This is a genomic window from Roseimaritima sediminicola (assembly GCF_009618275.1).
GTDB classification, from domain to species: domain Bacteria; phylum Planctomycetota; class Planctomycetia; order Pirellulales; family Pirellulaceae; genus Roseimaritima; species Roseimaritima sediminicola.
The window spans coordinates 1-22,374 of the sequence record NZ_WIAD01000006.1; the positions used below are offsets into that span (position 1 = coordinate 1).

Here is a 22,374-nt window from a genome sequence, read left to right on the forward strand (position 1 = left end):
AAGCACGTCGGCATAAATCTTTCGGTGAAACCCCGCGACAACACCCTCCCGCGCAGCGGGAGGGTAAAGCCGAATTAAATGTTGCGACGTGCTTAGTCGTCATGCCGACGTCACCCGCGGTGGCGAACCAACGACCAACCGGCCAAGGCCCGACGCTCGCGTGTGCGGCTGAGGTGTTGAACGCCGCCACCGACGTTCCATGGCCCGGCGTTCCAATAGCCCGGCGATCCAATGGCCAAACACGTCCTGCGCCGCGAACGTTGGCCACGGTCGCCGTGTTTGCTAGAACTTGCGCGTCACCGAGATGCGTTTGCGGGCCGTGTCCACTTCCATCACCTTGACCCGGACGATGTCGCCCACCGATACGATTTCGCTGGGGTCGCTGACAAAGCGATCGGCCAGCTGGGAGATGTGGATCAGACCGTCCTGGTGGACCCCGAGATCGATGAAGGCTCCGAAGTGGGTGACGTTGGTGATGACGCCTTCCAGGACCATGCCGCTGCGGAGGTCGCCGATCTCGTTGACCGCGTCGTCAAAGCGGACGGCGCGAAACTCGCTCCGGGGGTCGCGGCCGGGTTTGGCCAGCTCCGACAGGATGTCTCGAATCGTGGGCAGCCCGAAACGTCCTTCGACAAAGGACTCGGCGTTCAGTTTCTGGCTCAGCGTCGCGTTGCCGACCAGGGCTCGGGTGTCGGTATCGAGTTGCCGAGCCATGCGGGCGACAATGCTATAGCTCTCGGGGTGCACGGCCGAATTGTCCAGCGGTTCGTCGCCGCCGCGGATCCGCAGGAACCCCGCCGCCTGTTCGAACGCTTTCTTGCCCAACTTGGCCACCTTGGTCAATTGCCGGCGGTTTTCGAATCGGCCGTTGCTGTCGCGATAGGCAACGATGTTTTCGGCGATTTTGGGGCCGATGCCGGCCACCTGTGACAGCAACGGCGCGCTGGCCGTGTTCAGGTCGACGCCCACGCTGTTGACGCAGGATTCGACCGTTTGCTCCAGGCACTTGCGCAGGGCACGCTGGTTCACGTCGTGCTGGTACTGGCCGACGCCGATCGATTTGGGATCGGTCTTGACCAATTCGGCCAGCGGGTCCTGCAGGCGACGAGCGATACTGATTGCTCCGCGTACGGTAACGTCCAGGTCGGGGAACTCTTTAGCGGCCAGTTCGCTGGCGGAGTAAACCGACGCACCGGCTTCGCTGACCATGGCCTTGGTGAGCGAAAGTTTGTTGTCGCGGAGCAGCCCGGCAACAAAGGCATCGGTTTCTCGCGAAGCCGTACCGTTGCCGATCGCGATTAATTCCACGCCATGCTTGTCGATCAACTTCAGCAGCGTCCGAGCGGCTGCGGCCGTGTCGCTTTTGGGCGGGGTGGGATAGATCGTGGCGTTGTCGACAAAGCGTCCCGTGCCATCGACCACGGCGACTTTGCATCCGGTGCGAAAGCCCGGGTCGATGCCCATCGTCACCCGCGGGCCCGCCGGCGGAGCCATCAACAACTCGCGCAGGTTCTTGCCGAACACGGCGATGGCCTCCTCGTCGGCCTGCTCTTTTAATTGTTGCAGAACCGCCGACTGGGTCGCCGGGACGAGCAGTCGGTTGTAGCAGTCGTCGACGGTGTCCAGCAGCTCTCTGCGAAAAGCGCAGTCGCGGCTGGGAACCAATTGCGGCTTGAGTTCACCGAGCAGTTGTTCGTCGGGCAATTCCAGCGAAACCTTCAGCACGCCTTCGGCTTCGCCCCGCAGCATGGCCAGCAAGCGATGCGAGGGAATGCGTCGAGCGTTTTCGCGGCGGTCGATGTACTGTTCGAACTTTTCCGCCTGGTCCTTCTTGCCGCGTTTGACGGTCGAAGCGATCTGTCCCTGGCGAAAGCCCTGTTTGACCAACCAGGTGCGCGTCGGAGCTTGTTCGGACCACTGTTCGGCGACGATGTCCAGGGCTCCGGCGAGAGCCGCATCGCGGTCGGGCACGTCTTTGTCGGCAGCCACAAAGCGGCCCAGCAGTTGTTCGGCGGAACCGTCCAGCGGTTTCTGGGCCAGCAGCAGATCGGCCAGGGGCTGCAGGCCGCGCTCGCGGGCGATCGTCGCTCGGGTGCGACGCTTGGGTTTGAAGGGCAGGTACAGCAGTTCCAGTGCCTGCAGGTCCGTGCAATTCTCGATTTCCGCTCGCAGCCGATCGTCCAGAGCACCCTGGGCGGCGATCGTCTTCAGCACGGTGGCTTTGCGGCCTGCCAGCGTTTGAGCTTTCTCGAGCGCCGCCTCGATCGCTCGCAGCGCGATCTCGTCCAGGCCGCCGGTGGCTTCTTTGCGGTAGCGGGCGATGAAGGGGATCGTGTTGCCGTCGACCAACAGATCGATGGCCGAGCGGACACGCTGCGGCGGGCAATCCAGTTCCTTGGCAATCGCCGCAGCGACCTTGGCCACGTCCAGTTGTGGCCCGAGGGAGTCAGTCATGTTGGGTTTCGGTTTTTGTCGACACGGAAAGCGAAAATGGCGAGACCATTATTGTGGCATAGGCTTCCAGCCTGTGAAAACCAGTGGCATAGGCTTCCAGCCTGTGAAAACCAGTGGCATAGGCTTCCAGCCTGTGAAGATATTGTGGCATAGGCTTCCAGCCTGTGAAGAACCAGAAAAAAGAAACCCCAGCCACAGAGGGCTAGCTCGGCTGTCCCGGCCGGGGGCACGACCCGGAGAGTCGTGCTGCGTTCACAGGCTGGAAGCCTATGCCACTGGCGATCAGCGTTGACGGGCGTCTTGGAAGGGCGACTGCCAACTGGGCGCCAGCGTCGCATCGTCGGCGTTCACGCCGGCTTCGACCTGGCCGAAGTGGTTCAGGAAGGGATGGTCGCGGGTCTGCAGCGTCGCGCCGACCGGCAGGAATCGCACGTGTCCATCCTCGAACAAGAGGTTCACCCCGCGGCCATCGTGGCTGGCCGTCAGCCTTTCCGAGGCGGCGGCCGGATGCACCAGCGAGGCGGAGGGCGCGTCGGCGAGGATGGCAAACGTCGAACGGCCTTCGTAACGAGGCGAGCGATACTGGCGGCCGTCCATGACGCCCAGGTTGTAGCCGTAACTGCCGCCGCTGTGTTGCTGCAAGGCGACCAATCGGTCCGGCGAGGCGCTGTGCAACTGGGCCAGCGTGGGGATTTCGGGATAGCCGTCGGCGGGCGGGTCCAGCGACGGACACCACAGGCTGGGGACCGAATCCAGCAGGCCTGCCTCGTCGAGCCGCACCGAATAGATGCCCGCGAAGGCTTCCGGGCCCTCGGCCGCTAGCGGTGGAAGGCGTCGCTGGGGGTCGCGAAGGGCATAGCTGGTCACGGCGATCCCGACGTTTCGCAGGTTGTCCTGGCAGGCGGCGCGGCGGGCCTCGTAGCGGCTGCGGAGCAGGCCTGGCAGCCCGATACCGATCAGGACCGTGGCCGCCACCACGCTGGCCAACACGTCGCTCCAGCGAAAACGGCCCGAGCGGGCCACGGCATAGGCCGGCTGCATCGCCGGGGTGACAGGTTCCGAACCGGCAACAGGTTCCGAACCGGCAGCGGGCTCGGAAGCGGCGGCCGCGTCGGTCCGGTCGATCCGGTCCAGCGTCCGGCTGACCAGATCCGGCGGCGGCTGGAACGCAGCCGGCGGAGTTTCCTCCAGCGGCTCGAGCACCTTTTTCAAGTGTTCCAGCTCGGCACGCAGCGCGGCGCTGTCTCGCAGCGCCGCCTCGACCTGCTCCTTCTCGTGCGGTTCGAGCGCACCGAGCAAATAGCCGATGAGGTCAGGTTGCATAAAACGAAACGGGATCGAGGAGAGAAGTAAACGATTGCGTCTAATCCATCCATACGCAGCCCACTGCCGCCCGGTTCAATCGTTTCAAGGCCATCGTTCAACCGTTTCAGGGCGGTCGTTCAACGGTTTCAGGGCGGTCGTTCAACGGTTTCAGGGCCGGCGAGGGTTCCAGGCTTTCCGGGCCGTCACCAAGCAAATCGCATCGAGCGACTCAGGCGAACGGGTTGCCCGAGGCGGTCGAGTGGGTGTCTTCCCATTCCTGGCCCAGACGCTGGACGCAGGCGTGCAGACGGCTTTTGACCGTGCCCACCGGCACGCCCAGCACATCGGCGGCTTCGCGGTATTTCATGCCCTGGTAATAGACCAGTTCGATCACCTGCCGCATGGGTTCGGACAGTTTGCCGACCGTTTGGTGCACCCACTGGGCGTTCTCTTGCAGGGTGGCTTCGAGAAACGGGTCGGGCGCCTCGCCGATCAGCTTGTCGCTCCAGTGCCCTTCGTCCTCGCCCCGGACCGCCGTGCGATCCAAGCTGGCCATGTTGTGGCGGCGATTGCGGCGCTGTAGGTCGATGGCTTGATTGGTGGCGATCGCGTACAGCCAGGGACGGAATCGTCGGCTGGAGTCGAATTGTTCGCACTTGAGATGGACCTGCAGGAAAACGCTTTGAAAGGCGTCCTCGGCCAATTCGGCGTTTCCGAGATAACGCCGCAAATAGCTGTAGATCTCGATCTCATAGCGCCGCATCAGGAGCTCGAACACCGCGCGGTCGCCACCGCGTTGGTACTCGACCATCAGCTCCTCGTCGGTCTTGGTCGAAACGGAATGGTTGGCCATCAAGGGTCTCGCAGGCACCGTAGAGCGGAAATAATTGCAGTCGATAAGCAGGCGGAGGGCCGAGCTCGCGGGGAATAAGAAAAAAGATTCGCGATTCGCCGATCCGGTCGCATTATCTTTCATAGACGCCGATCCGTCAAAAGGTTTTCTGGCCGCCCCCACCAGAGCACCGGCCTACAAATCGCCAACTCGCAGTGTCGAGCCGACCGATTGCCTCCAGCGGAGGACGCGGGCCACAAAGGCGTCGGTTTCTACGGTGACGCGGCCCCAGCGAACGCGGCCCTCGGCGATCGCGTCGAGGCAGCCCTGGAGGCGGTCGTTGAGGGCTGCTAGCAAAGCGTCCGAAGAAGCTTGATCCAGCGGGATTCGTTGGCCGGACATCCTCGCTCCATCGTCGCCGCGGCGACGAAGCTCCAGTTTGCCACCGGCGGCCAGGATTTGCTGGTCGTCGTGAAACAGCCGCCGCAGTCGGCCCTCGGGGTCGAAGTGCAAGACGGGCTGTTCGCCGAAGTAAAGGCTGGCCGCCCCGCTGCGGCGAAAACCGATCACGTGGACGTCAAGTTCGCCGTCGCTGGGGCCTTCGTCCAACCAAAATTCGCCCCGCTCGGGCATCGCCGTCGCTTCGGCGAGCAAGTCTTCGCGATGGTGAGGCGAGCGGGCCATGGTGAACGACGAAAAGGGAAACGGAGAAAGGGTCAGGGCGAGGCAAATATAGTCTTTGGGCAGCCCCCAGCCGATGCCACTGGTATTCACAGGCTGGAAGCCTATGCCACTGGTTTTCACAGGCTGGAAGCCTATGCCACTGGTTTTCACAGGCTGGAAGCCTATGCCACTGGTTTTCACAGGCTGGAAGCCTATGCCACTGGTTTTCACAGGCTGGAAGCCTATGCCACTGGTATTCACAGGCTGGAAGCCTATGCCACTGGTATTCACAGGCTGGAAGCCTATGCCACTGGTTTTCACAGGCATCGGAAGCCTGTGCCACTGGCAGCCTATTCAACTTGGGTTTGCGGTGAGTTTGCGGGTTTTGTGGATTGGCTGAAGTTTGCCGGCTGAGCGGCCGATTATCCAGTGCTAGGCAACCGGTCTCGCAGATCCGGTCCTTTCCGGCGGTCCGCTCCGTGGCCGATCGCCCTCCCCCCGAAAGCACTCCTTCCACTGCAAAAAGACAGGAAGTCGATCCATGCGTTCAGTAAAACTTGTGTCACTGTGCAGACAGGCTCCCGCGGGACTGTGCGTCCTGATCGTGGTTCTGGCCACCGGTTGTTGCGGTCCTCTGGCTTGCGGTCCGATGGCTTGTGGCCCGGTGGGCCACGGCGTGGTGGGGCACGGTTCGCTGGGCCACGGCGGCTGCGCAAGCGGCTGTGGCGAATGCTACATCGATCCCTGGATCAACGAACCGGCGACGTGCGATCCGTGTGACGCATGCGGCAATTACAACGGCCAGTCCTGTGGCTCGTGCCGTCCGGTCATCGGCTTGATCCCCAGTCTGTGGGGCTACCGTTACGACGGCGGATGCTGCGACGGCGGCGGCTGTGGCGCCTGCGACGTGGGCTGTGACACGCACCCCGGCGGCGACTGCGGCTGCGGCAGCCACGGCGGTCCGGTGATCCACGGCGGCGGCCACGGCGGCCGGATCATCCACGAAGGCGGCTACGGCGGCCAGGTCTACGAGACGTATCCGGGTGGAATCGTCGACGGCCATCCCACCCCGCTCGAAGGCACCATCGTCGAGGACGAAGTGGTCGACCGGTCCTACTCGCCGCAGCAGAGCAAGCCGATCTTCCGCAAACGCGGCCCGGTCGTCTCACGCCCCGGCAACAGCCGTTTCTAAAGCAGTCGCGCCGGGCGCGCCTAGCCGACCCTAGCCGACGAGCGGTTCGACGACGTGCGCTTCGTTGACGCCGGTCAGGCGTTGTTCCAAGCCCTGCAGCGGGAAGCTCAGCTTGGTGTGGTCGAAGCCCATCAGGTGCAGCAGCGTGGCGTGCAGGTCGCGGACCTGCACGGGGTGTTCGACCGCGGAGAAACCGAGTTCGTCGGTCGCGCCATGATGGACGCCGGGCCGAACGCCGCCGCCGGCCAACCACATCGTGAACGCGTCACCATGGTGATCGCGGCCCACGAACGTCATCTCTTTGCCGCCCCGGTTCTCACGCATCGGGGTGCGGCCGAACTCGCCGCCCCAGACGACCAGCGTGTCCTCGAGCAGGCCGCTGCGCTTCAGGTCCTTCAGCAGCGCGGTGATCGGACGGTCGATCTGTTGGCACTTCTGTTTGAACCCAGCGTTGATCGCTTCGGAGGCGGCGGCTCCGTGAGCGTCCCAGCCCCAGTCGAACAGCTGGACGTAGCGAACGCCCCGCTCGACCAACCGCCGAGCCAGTAAGCAATTGTTTGCGAAGCTTTCCTTGCCCGGCTCCGCGCCGTACGCCCGCTGGACCTCGGCCGTTTCCTGGCTCAGATCCGTGGCCTCGGTCGCCGCCATCTGCATCCGAAAAGCCATCTCGTACTGAGCGATTCGCGTGACCGTTTCGGGATCGCCCATCTGTTCGTAGGTCTGGCGATTAATCTTGCTGATCGTATCGACCATGGCGCTGCGGACGTCGCGCCCCACACCTTCGGGATCGCTCAGAAACAGCACCGGATCGCCTTTGCCGCGGCACTGAATGCCCTGGTAGACGCCCGGCAGAAAGCCGCTGCCCCAGACCGATTTGCCGGCGCTGGGCACGCGGCCGCCGGAGACCAACACGACATAGCCGGGTAAGTTCTCGTTTTCGCTGCCCAAGCCATAGGTCAGCCACGATCCGATCGACGGGTAGCCGAGGTTCGCATTGCCGGTGTGCAGCAGCAATTGAGCCGGGGCGTGATTGAATTGGTCGGTCTGCATCGAGTGCACGAAGGCGACCGAATCGACGACCTTGGCAAACTCTGGCAGCCGGTCGCTGACCCACGCCCCGGACTGGCCGTGTTGGGCGAAGGCGAACTGCGGCCCGAGCAGCTTCGGCACGCCACGGATGAACGCGAATCGTTTGCCTTCCATAAAACTGGCCGGGCAGTCCTTGCCGTCAAAGCGAGCGAGTTCGGGTTTGTAATCGAACAATTCCAGTTGGCTGGGCGCCCCGGCCATGTGCAGGAAGATCACCCGCTTGGCACGGGCCGGCCGCGGCGGAGCGAGCGGCGAGAGCGGACGTGTGGGGTCGTGCGCAAACCGCTCGCCGCCCGCCGCTTCCGCGCCGCCAGCCGTTTCGCCCTGGGCGGCCAGCCACAGGGCACCCAGCCCCGTCGGGCAGCTCCGCAGAAAATGCCGACGCGTGCTCAGCTGCAAACCATCGTGACGCAATTGCTGGGAAAGGTTCATGGGTTGGTTGTTGGTTGTTGGTTGTTGGTTGTTGGTTGTTGGTTGTTGGTTGTTGGTTGTTGGTTGTTGGTTGTTGGTTGTTGGTTGTTGGTTGTTGGTTGTTGGTTGTTGGTTGTTGGTTGGTGAGTGGTGAGTGGTGAGTGGTGAGTTTGGTTCGTGCTCGTGCTCGTGCTCGTGCTCGATTTGAGATTGGCTAGCTCTAACGGATTCTATGTACGATAAGAAAAGATTTCTCCCCTCTCCCCCGAAGCTTGGCGAGCCTAAGCGAGCCAGGCTTCGGGGGTGAGGGGGAATGCAGAGCAGCAGCACCATGGCCGTATCTCGATGCGGTGCACGGCCCTGGGGATCGTACGTTATGAGTCATTCCGTTGCGCCCGAGCCCCCTCACCCCCGGCCCCTCTCCCACCACTGCTTCACTCGCTGACGCTCGCGGCGCCGCGGGGGAGAGGGGAGAAAACGATTCTCTTCATCCATAGATCTCTTCATCCATAGATCTCTTCATCCATAAATCTCTTCATACATAGATTCCGTTAGAGCCAGGACATTTGCAGTTTGCAATTTGCAATTTGCAATTCTCCCCTCCTACCGCACCAGCGTCTGATCCAGGTTCATCAGGGTGTGGGCGACGATAAATCTTGCGTAGTCGCTGGCCGTCTTGGCGATGCCCTGGGCCGCCGGATCCTGGCCGTAGGCCTCGCGGGCTTGACCGGCTAATTGCTGCAGCGCCGCCGCAAACTCGCTGCTCGGCGGCTGGCCGGTGCACAGCCGAACCGCCCAGCGGATCTGCTCGTCCAGCTCCTCGCCGCCCTCGCGCCGCATCCGCTCGGCCAGGCCTCGAGCCAATTCGACGTAGGCCGGGTCGTTCATCGTAACCAAGGCTTGCAGCGGAGTGTTGGTGGGGATGCGACGAAGCGTACAGCGTTCGCGGCTGGTGGCATCAAACGTCAACAGCGAAGGATAGGCACTGGTGCGTTTCCAGTAAGTATAGAGGGCGCGGCGGAAGCGATTCTCGCCGCTGGCCGTTTCCCACTTCGCACCGTTGTAGGGCGACAGCCAGACGCCATCGGGTTGCGGCGGCATGACGCTGGGGCCGTATCGTCGCTCGCTGAGCAGGCCCGACCACTCGAGCGCCTGGTCGCGGATCATCTCGGCGGTCAATCGGTTGCGGGGACCTCGCTTCAGCAGGAGGTTGTGCGGATCGCGGCGATGCTCCGCTGCGCTGGCCTGCGCCGATTGACGGTACACGGCCGAGAGCACGATTTCGCGGATCAGCCGCTTGGTGCTCCACTGCATCGGCCCGGCGAAACGCACCGCCAGATCGTCCAGCAGTTCCGGATGCGTGGGCGGTTGGCCGGGGCTGCCGAAATCTTCCAGCGTCGTGACCAGGCCCGTGCCGAACAACTGAAACCACACGCGGTTGACCATCACGCGTGCAGTCAGAGGATTGTCGGGCGAAGCGATCCAGCGAGCCAGGTCCAGGCGGTCCGGCGGCGACGCGTTTTCGGGTGTGGCCTGGGCCGGTTGCGGCCCGGCGATCTCCAGCGGTGGCAGCACACCCGGCACGTCGGGCCGCACCGCTTCGCCCTTCTCCAGCCAATTGCCGCGAGTGAACACAAAGGTTTCGCGCGCCATCGCCGGACTCTGCTCCTGCATCACCGGGACCGCGGGCCCGCTTGCGGCGTGGACCGCGGCGGCGGCCGAGGCGATTTCCTGTTCCAGCCGCTGGGTTTCGGCGTCCTGGAGCCACTCGGTCCACGCCGGCGAAGCGGTTGTGCTGACGCGCAGCCGCCGGACCACCAGCGGGATCGATCCGGTCAGCGTTTGCCGGTGGTTGATCTGCAAACGCAATCCGATCGCCTCGGCGGGCCGCGGGATCGGGTGTTCGGGAAGAAAGACGGCGGTTCGTGGCCGGTCAATTTTGGGCTTGGCCGACCAACCGTCGGCGTCCGGTGATAGAGACGCTTGCGGCGAATCCAACGATAACGGATCGTCGCCCAGGACCATCACCAGCGGCACGCCGGCCAGCGGCTCGGGCGATTCGGACGTGCCGCCCAGCCAAGTCGCTTCCAGGTGCGAGACCACGAACCCGGTCTCGGGATTGCGCCGGGCGGCGGCGACATCCTCGGGTAAAACATCCAGCCGCAGAGCGCCGAGCGATTCCAAGGATTCGGGGACCGCGTAATCCAGCGTGTAACGCGATCCGCTGGTCAGCGTCCCCAGGGCGTGAACTTCGCGCGGCTCGCCGTGAATCTCCAGCTGGGTCAAACCGGTCGAGCTGGCTGCGATCGGGCGGAGGACCGCTTCGCCCGCGCGGTCTTCAAGCCGTGCGGCGGCACGCGCGCGTCGCGCCTCCCGAGCCGTCCGCAAACGCCGCACATGCCCGGCCAGTTCCGCTCGCCGCGGATCGCTGTCCCGGCCCGTCGCCGTAGGGATTCTCAGCGTCGGCCGATCATCGTCCAGGTCGACATCCTGACTGGTGTTGAAGAACGCCAACAGCCGGTAGTACTCCTCGTGTTCGATCGGGTCGTAGGGATGGCTGTGGCACTGGACGCAGCCGATCGTGGTCGCCTGCCAGACTTCGAACGTCGTCTGCAGACGATCCATCACGGCGGCCAAACGAAACACTTCGTCGTCGGTGCCGCCTTCGGTATTGGTCTGCGTGTTGCGGTGAAAAGCGGTGGCGACAAGATCGTCGGTGGTGGCCCCGGGCAACAGGTCGCCGGCCAACTGTTTGATCGTGAACGCATCGAAGGGCATGTCCTGGTCAATCGCTCGGATGACCCAGTCGCGGTAGGGCCAGATGTCGCGATGCGGATCCTTTTCGTAACCCTTGGTGTCGGCATAGCGTGCCAGGTCCAGCCACACCGTCGCCCAGCGTTCGGCCAACCGCGGCGAGGCCAACAGACGGTCGACCACGCGAGCATCGGCAAACGGCGTTCGGTCCGCCGCGTAGGCTTCGTACTGCTCGAGCGTCGGCGGCATGCCGGTCAGGTCCAGCGTCACGCGTCGCAGCCACCGCTGGCGCGGGGCCGGCGGACGGGGTGCCGCCTCGGTTTCCCAGCGCCGCTGAACCAGGGTGTCGATCACGCCGTGGCTCCACTTCGGCACCTCGTCCATCGCCGCCAAGACCGCATCGGCGCGCTGCGGCGCTTCGTAGGCCCAATGTTCCTCCCACGCGGCGCCCTGTTCGATCCAGTGCCGCAGCGTCTGGATTTCGTCCTCCGATAACGCGCGGCCGTGTTCCGGAGGCGGCATCCGCTCGTAGGGGTCGTCCGAGGTGACGCGCCGCATGATCGCCGACCACTCCGGATCGCCCGGAATCACGATGGGCTCCCCCGAATCGGCTTCGCCCAGCACCGACCGGCGGAGAATCAACGACACGCCGCCGGCTTCCTTGACACCGCCGTGGCAGGCGATGCAGTGCGTATTGAACAGCGGGCGGATATCGCGGGCAAACCGCACCGGGGCCGCGGCGCCGGCGGCCTCGTCCGAAGAACCGGCGGACGCCTCGGCGGCGGTGACGTCGGCTGAACCCGCGCTCGGTGGGTCTGCGGCGACGGGCGGCGCAGCGGCGGCCAGCACAACCGCCAGCGCGCCGAACAACACCCCGCCGAAAACGCTTGGAACCCGGGCCGGGACGCCCAGAACCCGGGTGGAAACGTTTGGGACGCCGGTGAAAACGCTTGGGGCCGTTCGCAGGATCGTCGACATAAGAGAGGTGTGGGGGCGGCGGGGAGGTACAGCTGGCACAGCTGGCAATTGCGGGATCAATCTAAAGTTTAACAGCGATTGCCTAAACGGGCGGGCGGACCAGACCGATACTTGACTATCTAGATCAGGTATGTAGTCTTTGGTCGTCCGGGCCCTGCTGCGGCCGAGCCCGACCAACTAATTTAGCGCACAGAGGTTCAGGGATTCGTGTTGCCATGGTGGTAAACAGAGCAGTCAACCGATCGACGTCCGTTTCGCAGGCGTCCGAAACGCAAGGTTCCTCGGCAGCGGGGGCCGACGAGCCGGCCTCGGGCAGTCAAACCCCAAGCTCAGGCCCAAGTTCGGATCAACGGGCCGCCCCGTCGGTGGCTTTGCCGACGCTGCAGGTCGTCTCGGACGATCCGGCGACGGCGGCCGATCGCGGGGCCTTGGCGGCTGACCCGCCACTGGAGCCCACCGACGCGTTGCTCGAGGAACTGGCTCGCGAGAGCCAGCGACTGGAATCGGCCACGCCCCAGGAGATCCTGCGCTGGGCCATCGATCGCTTTGCCCCCAAATTCACCATGGCCACGGCGTTTGGTCCCGAGGGCATGACGATCATTCACATGTTGGCCGAGATCGCTCCGGAAACCCCGATCTTTAATTTGGAAACCGGCTATCAGTTCGACGAGACGCTGGCTCTGCGCGAGAAGGTCAAAGAGCGTTACGGGATCGAGGTCGAGTACAAATACCCGGAGTTGACGGTCGAGCAGTACGAACAATTGCACGGCGGACCGCTTTACAAAACCGACCCGAACCGCTGCTGCTACGACCGCAAGATCCGCGTTTTGCATCAAGCGGCTTGCGGCTGGCACGCCTGGGCCAGTGCGATCCGCCGCGATCAGAGTCCCGACCGGGCCAAGGCACCGATCGTGGGCTGGGACCGCAAGTTCCAGTTGGTCAAGGTCAGTCCGCTGGCCAATTGGACCAAGAAGGATGTCTGGGGTTTGATCAGCAAGGAGAACATTCCCTACAACGAATTGCACGACAAAGGTTATCCCAGTGTGGGATGTCACCCGTGCACCCGAGCGGTTCAGATCGGCGAAGACGAACGGGCCGGGCGTTGGAGCGGATTTCAGAAGACCGAGTGCGGACTGCACAGTTCTTAACAAGGGGGACGCGGTGATGCAAATTCCTGCCCGCGTGCATTATGCCTGCTTGGCGATGCTGGATTTGGCGGCGCAGACCGCCGAGAAGCGGCCGGTGGCGCTGCGAGAAATCACGCAGCGGCACGGGATTCCGCAGCCCTTTTTGGTCCAGATTCTGCAACAATTAAAAGCGGCCGGCTGGGTGACCAGTACGCGCGGGGCTCAGGGCGGGTACACGTTGTTGATCCAGCCCGAGCGTTTGACGTTGTTGGATATCGCCCAGCAGATCGGTTGGGGCGAAGGCGGTTGTGCCGGCGGCGAGGACGATACGCCCGAAGCCCGCGAGTTGCGTTCGGCATGGCAGCGAGCCGGCGACGCGTATCGCGAGGCGTTGGCCAGTACGCGGCTGAGCGATTTGGCCAACCGCTGTGGGGAACCCAGCGAAGCGATGTTCTATATCTGAACGGTTTGTCGATTTCTTCAATGCCCCGTGCCGGGCGGGAGAACCACCGTGTACCGCGTGTTTTGCGCTCTCGTGTTGGCGACGGCCGCCGGTCCGGTCTTCGCCCAGGTCGTTCAGTTGCCGTCGCAGCAACAGTTTCGTTACCGGGGCAGCGTCATGGTGCCCGATGGTGGCTCGACCTACCTGGGCGGGAATCTGCGGGCGGCCGCCGGGCAAACGCGGCGCGGCTTCGGCCCCGCTAGCGCGGCCGGACGGTCGCTGTCCGCCGGCGGCCTGTCGGTGCGTGCCCAGATCATCGACCACGGCGCGATCGACCGCGAGTTGCTGGGCGGCACGCCCGAGCAGTTTTTGCGGCGCTCGCGGGCCTCGGAGCAGCCAGCCGAGCAACGGTCGGCCGGCGCCGGACGCCGCGGCCGCGCCGGCAGTGCATGGTCGCCACAGAGCCCGCTGTGGCCGCAGAGCCCGATCGCTGAGAGCACCGCCGCGGAGAGCACCGCCCCGGAGAGCAACGCCCGGCCGCCATCGCCGTCCCCATCGCCGACTGCGGCAGCCGATCCTCGGATCGAGGAAGGCAAGGCCTGGGTCCGGCAAGCCCGGCGATTGCGCCAGCGGGGCGAGCTCCGCGCCGCGGCGGCGGCCTATCGCGTGGCCTTTCCGCTGCTCGATGACGACCTGCGCGGCCTGGCCCGCGCCGAGTACCGGCAGTTGCAAGTCAGCCCGCCGAGATAGACTCCGGCAGTCCCAGCCGAAAAGAGAAAGCCGCCTGGCCGTCTCCGCTGAAGACCGAGCCTCTGAGTTTGGCCTCACCCCGCGCTCGCTTTCGCCTCGCCCCGCTCGCTTTGCCCCCCCCACCCCGCTCGCTTTGTTACGGGTGGCTATCTTCACTTTGGTGCCGTTCAAGCGGTGGCTCAGTTTCCCCAGGGCAGGAAGAAATGTTCACGTAACTGTTGCACTTGCCGCGCAGGCAGCCCCATAATCGCAATTGCCGCCTCTAGGGGGATCGTAGGCTCCCGGGGTTGTTTCAGATTGGCTTCGATTGACATGCGCGTGGGGCTCACCCGTTCATCCAAAGCGGCGACCGGTAACGTTTGTTCATTCTTGCTAGGGGTATTCTCGAGATGAAAATGCATCGTCTTCGTCCACGTCGCGGCTTTACGCTGGTGGAATTGTTGGTCGTGATCGCGATCATCGGGGTGTTGGTGGGGTTGTTGCTGCCGGCCGTGCAAGCAGCTCGCGAGGCCGCGCGGCGGATGTCGTGCAGCAACAACATGAAGAACTTGGCACTGGCCTGCCACAACTACCACGACACGTATCAAACCTTTCCCGCCGGCAACACCGCCTGGAACGGCCACGGTACCAATGCCGACCACGGTCAATCCAATTCCGAGGCCAATCACCGCTGGTACAACGGGATGTGGGGCTGGACCGCCGCGATCCTGCCGTACATTGAACAGCAAAACCTGTACGACCAAATGGACCTGCTGCAGTTGCCCTACACGCCCGAGCGTGGGGACTTGTGGTTCAGTACGTTTGGTCCCGAGACCAAGCACGGCGTCGTGAACGAACAGCCCTGTTTGTCGGCCCCGGACACGTTCCGCTGTCCCAGCGTGCCATTGATCGGCACCGAAGGGGCGTTCAAGGATTACGCCGGCAACAGCGGCGGCAAACGCATGTCTTCGTGCTGTCCCGAGCGGGCCAACGAAACCGACGGCATCTTTCACAAGAACCGTTACTATCCATTTGCCGCGATCACCGACGGCACCACCAATACGCTGCTGTTTGTCGAGCAGTCGAACTTCATTCAGGGACACGGCCGGCCCACCAACTCGGCCTTCTGGATGAATCACAGCTCGCAGGGCCTATCGATCTCGCATCAGGGTGGCAGCAGTTTCACGCCGAATCTGCCCAAGTCGATCGTGGTCGACGCCTGGCGCGTCACCGGCCGCTTGGCTCGCGGCATGCATCCGGGCGGCATCATGGTGGCCTACTGTGACGGCAGCGTCGGTTTCTTGAGCGAAACGATTTCCGTGAACAACTGGCGAGCGGTCCACAGCCGCGATGGTGACGAAACCATCCAGAACTAGTTGTGCGCGAGCCAGTTCCCGCGTCTCACGTTCGCCAGGTCGAGGCCAGCACTGGCGGCGCAGCGAGGATGTTCCCTCATCTCCGCTGCGTCGCCAGAGAAGCCGCGGCCACGTCCTGGCGTTTCTTCTGCGTTTGTTTCTTCTGCCTCTGTTTCTTCTGCTTTCCCTTAGGTTTCCGCTGATGTTTCCGATGAAGTCATCCACCGCGCCCCTCGCTGCGGCCTTGCTGTTGATTCCTGTTTTACTGACCGGTTGTACGCCGGATACCGGATACTACGACGTCGCAGGCGTCGTCACGCATAACGGCCAACCGGTTCCCAAAGTCTTTATCACGTTCCATCCGGCCAACACCGACGTGCATCCCGAAGCCATGGCGATGACCGACGAGGAGGGGCGTTTCGAGTTGGCCGTCGGCAGCACGCCGGGCGTTCCGCCCGGGGAGCATACGGTGTGGGCGATGGACCCGGCGGCTCTGAACGGAGGTGCAACGTCCGATGCGCCCGAGTACAAGGCCGTGATCACCAAGTACGCTCCGGGGGCGTCGACGTACAAAGTGACGATCGATCAGGACGAGACGGATTTGGAATTGAAACTGGATTGATCGCGGCAGGTCGCGGAATCGTGCGTTTCGGATCACAATAGGAAGGTCGGTACTCCGTTTCGCCTCGCGTCTTTTGGTTTTGATCCCCTGCCATGCCCCGCTCTCGATTAGGCCCCTTGGCTCTGGAATCCCCGCTGGGATCGGTCTCTGGCGGCGCGGCAGCCCTGGGCTACTGGCGAGCGGTGCACGTCGAGCAGCGAAAGCGATTGGCGGTCAAGATTTTTTCCGTGCCCTTCGGCGGCACGCCGCAGGGCAAACGCGAGTTCGTCGAGGAGTGGGAAACGCTCAAACGGCTGCGCCACACGGCCATCGCCCGCTGCTACGGTGGCGGCTTTGAGGACAACGACGCCTACTTGGCTTACGAACTGATCGAGGGCGAGAGTTTGGCCGAGCAGGTCGACGCCCGGGGGGCTTTGCCCTGGCAGGCGGTTTTGGATCTGGCCGAACCGCTGGCCGAAGCCTTGGCCGCCGCCCATGGTCAGGGCGTGATCCACGGCGCCCTCGAACCGGACAAGGTTCGCATGGCGGGCCTCTCGCCGGTGATCGTCGACTTTCGCAGCCAACGGGCCACGTCGCTGTTTCGTTCGCAGCGGCCCCCGACGATCGAAGACTACGCCTACCGGGCGCCGGAGGTCGTCCAGTCGCCGCAGGCGGCCAGCGTCAAAAGCGACCTGTACTCGCTGGGAGGCGTCATCTTTTTTGCCCTGACCGGCCGGCATCCGATCACCGGCAGCACCCCCGAAGAGATGGTCGAGAATGTCGCGCGGCAGGTGCCTCCGGTCGTGGCCACCGAGGTGTTGGATTGTCCGACGTTCCTCAGTGCGGTCGTCCAACAATTGCTGGAAAAGGATCCGCTGGACCGGCCTCACGGCGCCGAAGCGGTGACGCTGGCGCTGCGCGAGGTCCGCCGGCGGGCGGCCGAAGGCACCAGTGTGGCCGAGCATGTATCGGCGGGTTTCAGCCCCTTGAAGGTGCAGGCCGACAGCCAGGAAGCCCGGGAGCTGCTGGGCAAGGCCGAGCAGGACCTCGAGCCCGAACCCGAACCCCGGGCACCGATTTGGGAGCGCGCCTGGTTCTTGGGGTTGATGGTCCTGAGTCTGATGGGGCTGATCGCCTGGGTGCTGTGGCCGCCCAGCGAGGATGATCTGCGAGCTCGCGCCGAAGAACTGCTGGCCGAAGGCGGCCGCATCAAAATGGTGCAGGCCAAAAATCAGGCGCTCTATCCGATCCTGCGACGTTTTCCCGACGGCCGCCACGCTCAGTGGGCTCGGGAACAGATCGAACAGGTGGAAATGGCCGAGGCCGAGCATGCGCTGTCGGTCAAAGTTCGCCGCGGCATCAAGCTGCGGAACGAATCCGAGCGACTGTTTGCCGAAGCGAAACGCTACGAGCAGTTCGGGGACCCTTCCACGGCGATCGACAAGTACCGCAGCATCATCACGCTGTTTGAGGGCGACGAGGAGCACACCACGTTCGTCAATCTGGCTCGGCGCCAAGTCGCCGAGATCGAAGCGGCCGGGATTCGCAGCGGCCAAGCCGAGCAGATCATTCGCAAGCATCTCGAGGAAGCCGATCGCCTGCTGCGGCAGGGGCAGTTGTTCGAGGCCAAGGAGATCTGGAACAGCATCCTCGCGCTGTATGCCGAGAACGACGGCGTCCAGCCCCTGGTCATGAAAGCCGAACAGCGTCTGGAAGAGCTCCGCCGCCTGGCCGACTGAATCGGCGAAGTGTCGGGCTCGATTGCACGGTTCTGATTCAACCCCGGGCCGCCGGCCTCCGGACACGCTCGGCCATGGCCGAACAGCCCGGAAAAAACAGGGTGAAGCGGCAATTTGAGGCTGACGAAACGGGGCGACTGTGGAAGAATGAAGGGGCTGCGACAGTTTTACCAATCGTAATGTCTGTCCGATGTCTTGTAGATTCCTACACTTTTACTAACCCGTCCCGGATCTCCGATTCGATAGAATCCCTACAGACCCTCCTTTTCCGGTCGGCCGATACCCTTCGCGCGGGCTTGCAAAACCCGCTTGTCGAGGCGGCTGAACGGGCTCGCCGAATCCATTAGCTGCATCCCTTTGCGGACATTTTGCCGTGGAAACCTCACCAGAATCATCAAATTCACCCGTCGAACACGTCTCCGGAATCACCGTTCGCCTGGCCGGCGACAGCGGTGACGGTATGCAGCTGCTCGGTACCCAGCTGACCAATACCAGTGCGTTGGCCGGCAACGACGTGGCCACCTTTCCGGATTTCCCGGCCGAAATCCGGGCTCCCCGCGGTACGCGTGCCGGGGTCAGCGGATTCCAGGTCCAATTCGCCGCCGAGGAGATCTTCACGCCCGGCGACACGCTGGACTGCTTGGTCGTCATGAACCCGGCGGCGTTGGTGACGAACCTGGCCGACCTTCGCAAGGGCGGGATCCTGGTCGTCAACGAGGACGGGTTTAACGAGAAAGAGTTCAAGCTCGCCAAGATCGACAAGAACCCGCTGGAGGACGAAGTCCTCGAGTCCAGTTACCGGATCGTCAAGGTCTCGATGACCAAGCTGACCCGCGAGGCGGTCAGCGAACTGGGCCTGAGCGTCAAGATCGCCGATCGCTGCAAGAACTTCTTCGCGATGGGATTGGTGTACTGGTTGTTCGGCCGCTCGCTGGAACCGACGCTGCGGTTTATCCAGGACAAGTTCGGCAAGAAACCCGACGTGGCGCAGGCCAACGAGTCGGCCCTGCGCGCCGGTTGGGCCTTTGGCGAAACGACCGAAGCGTTCGGCGTCAGCTACCGCGTCGAGGCGGCCGAGCTGGAACCGGGAACCTACAAGAACGTGATGGGCAACCAGGCCCTGGCTTGGGGCCTGTTGGCCGCCGCCCACCGCAGCGGCAAGGAGCTGTTCTATGGGACGTATCCGATCACGCCGGCCAGCGACATCCTGCACGAATTGACCAAATACAAAAACTTTGGCGTGCGGACGTTCCAGGCCGAGGACGAAATCGCCGCCGTCGGAGCCACGATCGGAGCCGCCTTTGGCGGCACGATGGCCGTCACGGCCAGCAGCGGTCCCGGAATCGCCCTCAAGGCCGAAGCGATGGGCCTCGGGATGATGGTCGAGCTGCCGATGGTCGTCATCAACGTCCAACGCGGCGGCCCCAGCACCGGTCTGCCGACCAAGACCGAGCAGAGCGACCTGTTGCAAGCGATGTTTGGCCGCAATGGCGAATCGCCCCTGCCGATTCTGGCTCCGCAAAGCCCCGGCGATTGCTTCGATGTGGTGCAGGAAGCCTGGCGCTTGGCCGTCGAATGCATGACCCCCGTGATGGTCCTGTCCGACGGTTACATCGCCAACGGCAGCGAACCCTGGAAGATTCCCGATGTCGCGTCGATGGATCCGATCGTGGTCCATCACCCCGACGCGCCCGGCGATGCGGACGAACCCTTCCTGCCCTACATGCGGGATGAGAACCTCGCTCGGCCCTGGGCCATTCCCGGCACCGACGGTTTGATGCATCGCATCGGCGGTTTGGAAAAGGAAGACGGCACCGGCAACGTCAGCTACGACCCGGCCAACCACCAACACATGACCGACACCCGAGCCCAAAAGGTTGCTCTGGTGGCCGAGCGGATTCCCGAACAGGAAGTGTTTGGTGAAACCGAAGGCGAGGTGTTGGTGGTCAGCTGGGGTGGAACCTACGGCGCTTGCCACACGGCGGTCAGCCGTTGCCAGCGGGCCGGATTGACCGTCAGCCACGCCCACGTTCGCTACCTGAATCCCCTGCCCCGCAATCTCGGGGATCTGCTGAAGAGCTTCAAAACCGTGTTGGTACCCGAGCTGAACACCGGACAACTGCGGATGCTGTTGCGGCACCAATATCTGGTCGACTGCATCGGCATCAACAAAGTCCAGGGCAAACCGTTCACGGTGACGGAATTGGTCGAAGCGATTCGCGACCAGGCCTGCATCGGAAAGGACTGCACCGTGGTGGACCAGAAACTGAAGATCCGCGTCGGTTAAACCGCTGGCCGATCGTTTTTCACACTCAGCCAATCACGCAACTTTCTCAAGTATTTGAAATGAATTTACCGGTTTTGAAAGCGGCCGACTTTGCCAGCGATCAGGATGTGCGTTGGTGCCCGGGCTGCGGCGATTACTCGATCCTCGCCCAAATGAAAAAGGTGCTGCCCACGCTGGGCGTGCCGCGCGAGAAGATCGTCTTTATCAGCGGCATCGGCTGCAGCAGCCGCTTTCCGTACTACATGAACACCTACGGGATGCACAGCATCCACGGCCGGGCGCCGACGTTCGCCACGGGGCTGAAAGCCACGCGGCCGGATCTGATGGTCTGGGTGATCACCGGCGACGGCGACGCCCTGTCGATCGGCGGCAACCACTTCATTCACGCCTTGCGCCGCAACGTGGATGTCAACATCGTCCTGTTCAACAACCGCATCTACGGTCTGACCAAGGGCCAGTACAGCCCGACCAGTGGCGAAGGCCAGGTCACCAAGAGCACGCCGATGGGTTCGATCGACCATCCGCTGAACCCCCTGAGTGTGGCGCTGGCGGCCGAGGCGACGTTCGTTGCCCGCAGCATCGATGCCCATGTCAAACACCTGGAAGCCACGCTGAAGCGGGCGGCCGAGCACAAGGGCACGTCGTTGGTCGAGGTGTATCAGAACTGCAACGTATTCAACGACGGGGCGATGAGCTATGCCCAAGACCGTACCCAGCGGCCTGAGAACACGATCGAGCTGGAGCACGGCAAACCGCTGATCTTCGGCAAGGATCGCGACAAGGGCATCCGCATGGTGGGCAATCGTCTGGAGATCGTTCGCACGGCTGACGTGCCCGCCGACGACCTGCTGATCCACGACGAAAAAACGCTCGATCCGACCCAGCACTTCATGCTCAGCCGGATGCGACACCCCGAGTTTCCCGAGCCGATCGGCGTGTTCCGCGATGTCCAAGGCATTGCGACCTACGACGACCAGATCAACGACCAGGTTGCCGCCGCTCGGGACGCCAAGGGGACGGGCGACTTGCAACAGTTGTTCAATTCCGGCGACACCTGGGAAGTCGCCTAGGAAGGAGCGCCGCCCCAGCTCGCTTACTGCTTCATTGTTTCTACCAAGGATGTAACTATGTCACGCGGGAAAACCTATCCGAACGCTGCACGTGCCATCGGCGATACGCCGATGATTCAGATCAATCGTCTGGCGCCCGAAGGGGCCGAGATCTTTGCCAAGTGCGAGTTCTTCCAGCCGCTGAATAGCGTCAAGGATCGGATCGGCGTGGCCATGATCGAAGCCGGCGAGCGAGACGGCAAAATCAATGCCGAGACGCACGTGATCGAACCGACCAGCGGCAATACGGGGATCGCCCTGGCGTTCGTCTGCGCGGCCAAAGGATACAAGTTGACGCTGACGATGCCCGAATCGATGTCGGTCGAGCGACGGGCACTGCTGCGGGCGATGGGCGCCAACCTGGTGCTCACCCCCGCGGCCGAAGGCATGAACGGCGCGATCAGCGCCGCCGGCGAGATGGTGGAAAAAACCGACAACGCCTTCATGCCCCAGCAGTTCGAGAACCCGGCCAATCCCGACATCCACGAAACCACCACCGGCCCCGAAATCTGGGAAGACAGCGGCCAACGGATCGATGCCATCGTCGCCGGCGTGGGCACCGGAGGCACGATCACCGGAGTGGCCCGTTACCTGAAGCGGTTGAACCCCGATTTCAAAGCCATCGCCGTCGAACCCAAGCACTCGCCGGTGATCAGTGGCGGCTCGCCCGGCAAGCACCGCATCCAGGGAATCGGAGCAGGCTTTGTGCCCAAGAATCTCGACACGTCCTTGGTCGATGATGTGATCCAGGTCGATGACGAAGACGCCTTTGAGTACGGCCGGCTGTTGGCCAAGCAGGAAGGCATCATGGCCGGAATCAGCAGCGGAGCCAACATTTGGGCGGCGATCGAGCTGGCCAAACGCCCGGAGTTTAAAGGCAAGCGCATCGTCACGATCATGTGCAGCCTGGGCGAACGCTACCTCAGCACGCCCCTGTTCGGCGATCTGGGAATCTAACCAGTGGCATAGGCTTCCAGCCTGTGAACAGTGGCATAGGCTTCCAGCCTGTGAGCAGTGGCATAGGCTTCCAGCCTGTGAGCAGTGGCATAGGCTTCCAGCCTGTGAGCAGTGGCATAGGCTTCCAGCTTGTGAGCAGTGGCATAGGCTTCCAGCTTGTGAACAGTGGCATAGGCTTCCAGCCTGTGAACAGTGGCATAGGCCCCAGCCTGTGAACAGTGGCATAGGCTTCCAACCTGTGAGCAGTGGCATAGGCCCCAGCCTATGCCACTTTTATTCCTGCGCGACGAGAGCGGGATGGTTATCATGGGAGGCAGTGCCCGCCACCGGCTTTCGCCGGTTTGCTCCCA

General features: G+C 63.4%; 18 protein-coding genes. 11 read left to right on the plus strand and 7 right to left on the minus strand.

Features of this window, described 5'->3' with window-relative positions; translation table 11 throughout:
* Positions 1-282: 282 nt before the first annotated feature.
* The 4 genes from GE027_RS05085 to GE027_RS05100 all read right to left on the minus strand — a co-directional run bounded on the left by GE027_RS05085 (position 283) and on the right by GE027_RS05100 (position 5,275).
* Complete coding sequence (locus tag GE027_RS05085; protein ID WP_153556106.1) at positions 283-2,454, minus strand: Tex family protein; 2,172 nt, start codon at positions 2,452-2,454, stop codon at positions 283-285.
* A gap of 282 nt (positions 2,455-2,736) precedes the next feature.
* Positions 2,737-3,777 (minus strand): anti-sigma factor, encoded by a 1,041-nt coding sequence (locus tag GE027_RS05090; RefSeq protein ID WP_153556107.1) that lies wholly within the window; start codon positions 3,775-3,777, stop codon positions 2,737-2,739.
* Between the two features lie 211 nt (positions 3,778-3,988).
* Positions 3,989-4,612, minus strand: a complete 624-nt coding sequence (locus tag GE027_RS05095; RefSeq protein WP_153556108.1) for an RNA polymerase sigma factor — start codon at positions 4,610-4,612, stop codon at positions 3,989-3,991.
* Between the two features lie 174 nt (positions 4,613-4,786).
* Positions 4,787-5,275, minus strand: coding sequence for a hypothetical protein (locus GE027_RS05100; RefSeq protein WP_153556109.1), 489 nt, complete (start codon positions 5,273-5,275; stop codon positions 4,787-4,789).
* Here GE027_RS05100 and GE027_RS05105 point away from each other — a divergent pair.
* Together GE027_RS05105 and GE027_RS05110 are read left to right on the plus strand one after the other, a co-directional pair.
* Positions 5,255-5,668 (plus strand): hypothetical protein, encoded by a 414-nt coding sequence (locus GE027_RS05105; RefSeq protein ID WP_153556110.1) that lies wholly within the window; start codon positions 5,255-5,257, stop codon positions 5,666-5,668. The two genes, GE027_RS05100 and GE027_RS05105, sit on opposite strands and share 21 nt — an antisense overlap.
* A gap of 145 nt (positions 5,669-5,813) precedes the next feature.
* Positions 5,814-6,446, plus strand: coding sequence for a hypothetical protein (locus tag GE027_RS05110; protein ID WP_237607295.1), 633 nt, complete (start codon positions 5,814-5,816; stop codon positions 6,444-6,446).
* A gap of 30 nt (positions 6,447-6,476) precedes the next feature.
* On the opposite strand, the gene GE027_RS05115 is transcribed toward GE027_RS05110, so the two are convergent.
* Both GE027_RS05115 and GE027_RS05120 read right to left on the minus strand, forming a co-directional pair.
* On the minus strand, positions 6,477-7,967 hold the full coding sequence (locus GE027_RS05115) for a DUF1501 domain-containing protein (RefSeq protein ID WP_153556111.1): 1,491 nt from the start codon (positions 7,965-7,967) through the stop codon (positions 6,477-6,479).
* 582 nt (positions 7,968-8,549) lie between these two features.
* On the minus strand, positions 8,550-11,678 hold the full coding sequence (locus tag GE027_RS05120; protein WP_153556112.1) for a PSD1 and planctomycete cytochrome C domain-containing protein: 3,129 nt from the start codon (positions 11,676-11,678) through the stop codon (positions 8,550-8,552).
* Between the two features lie 215 nt (positions 11,679-11,893).
* On the opposite strand from GE027_RS05120, the gene GE027_RS05125 reads away from it, so the two are divergent.
* Genes GE027_RS05125 through GE027_RS05135 form a run of 3 tightly spaced genes read left to right on the plus strand, consistent with a single transcriptional unit; the run spans position 11,894 to position 13,997 of the window.
* The gene (locus tag GE027_RS05125; protein ID WP_153556113.1) at positions 11,894-12,826 is read left to right on the plus strand and encodes a phosphoadenylyl-sulfate reductase; all 933 of its coding nucleotides are present in this window, start codon (positions 11,894-11,896) and stop codon (positions 12,824-12,826) included.
* A 16-nt stretch (positions 12,827-12,842) separates the two neighbouring features.
* Complete coding sequence (locus GE027_RS05130; protein ID WP_153556114.1) at positions 12,843-13,268, plus strand: RrF2 family transcriptional regulator; 426 nt, start codon at positions 12,843-12,845, stop codon at positions 13,266-13,268.
* A gap of 57 nt (positions 13,269-13,325) precedes the next feature.
* Entirely contained in the window at positions 13,326-13,997 is a 672-nt protein-coding gene (locus GE027_RS05135) for a hypothetical protein (RefSeq protein WP_153556115.1), read from the plus strand.
* Between the two features lie 179 nt (positions 13,998-14,176).
* Here the strand turns inward: GE027_RS05135 and GE027_RS05140 are convergent, their stop codons facing one another.
* The gene (locus GE027_RS05140; protein WP_153556116.1) at positions 14,177-14,398 is read right to left on the minus strand and encodes a hypothetical protein; all 222 of its coding nucleotides are present in this window, start codon (positions 14,396-14,398) and stop codon (positions 14,177-14,179) included.
* Between GE027_RS05140 and GE027_RS05145 the strand changes: the two genes are divergently transcribed.
* From GE027_RS05145 to cysK, 6 genes are all read left to right on the plus strand, one after another.
* Complete coding sequence (locus GE027_RS05145; RefSeq protein WP_162006584.1) at positions 14,393-15,352, plus strand: DUF1559 domain-containing protein; 960 nt, start codon at positions 14,393-14,395, stop codon at positions 15,350-15,352. The genes GE027_RS05140 and GE027_RS05145 overlap by 6 nt on opposite strands.
* Positions 15,353-15,542: 190 nt before the next feature.
* On the plus strand, positions 15,543-15,953 hold the full coding sequence (locus GE027_RS05150; protein ID WP_153556117.1) for a carboxypeptidase-like regulatory domain-containing protein: 411 nt from the start codon (positions 15,543-15,545) through the stop codon (positions 15,951-15,953).
* A 116-nt stretch (positions 15,954-16,069) separates the two neighbouring features.
* The gene (locus tag GE027_RS05155) at positions 16,070-17,671 is read left to right on the plus strand and encodes a serine/threonine protein kinase (RefSeq protein WP_237607297.1); all 1,602 of its coding nucleotides are present in this window, start codon (positions 16,070-16,072) and stop codon (positions 17,669-17,671) included.
* 373 nt (positions 17,672-18,044) lie between these two features.
* Positions 18,045-19,958, plus strand: a complete 1,914-nt coding sequence (locus GE027_RS05160) for a 2-oxoacid:acceptor oxidoreductase subunit alpha (RefSeq protein WP_153556119.1) — start codon at positions 18,045-18,047, stop codon at positions 19,956-19,958.
* A gap of 59 nt (positions 19,959-20,017) precedes the next feature.
* On the plus strand, positions 20,018-21,028 hold the full coding sequence (locus GE027_RS05165) for a 2-oxoacid:ferredoxin oxidoreductase subunit beta (RefSeq protein WP_153556120.1): 1,011 nt from the start codon (positions 20,018-20,020) through the stop codon (positions 21,026-21,028).
* A 57-nt stretch (positions 21,029-21,085) separates the two neighbouring features.
* Entirely contained in the window at positions 21,086-22,024 is a 939-nt protein-coding gene (gene cysK / locus GE027_RS05170; RefSeq protein ID WP_153556121.1) for a cysteine synthase A, read from the plus strand.
* Positions 22,025-22,374 lie beyond the last annotated feature (350 nt).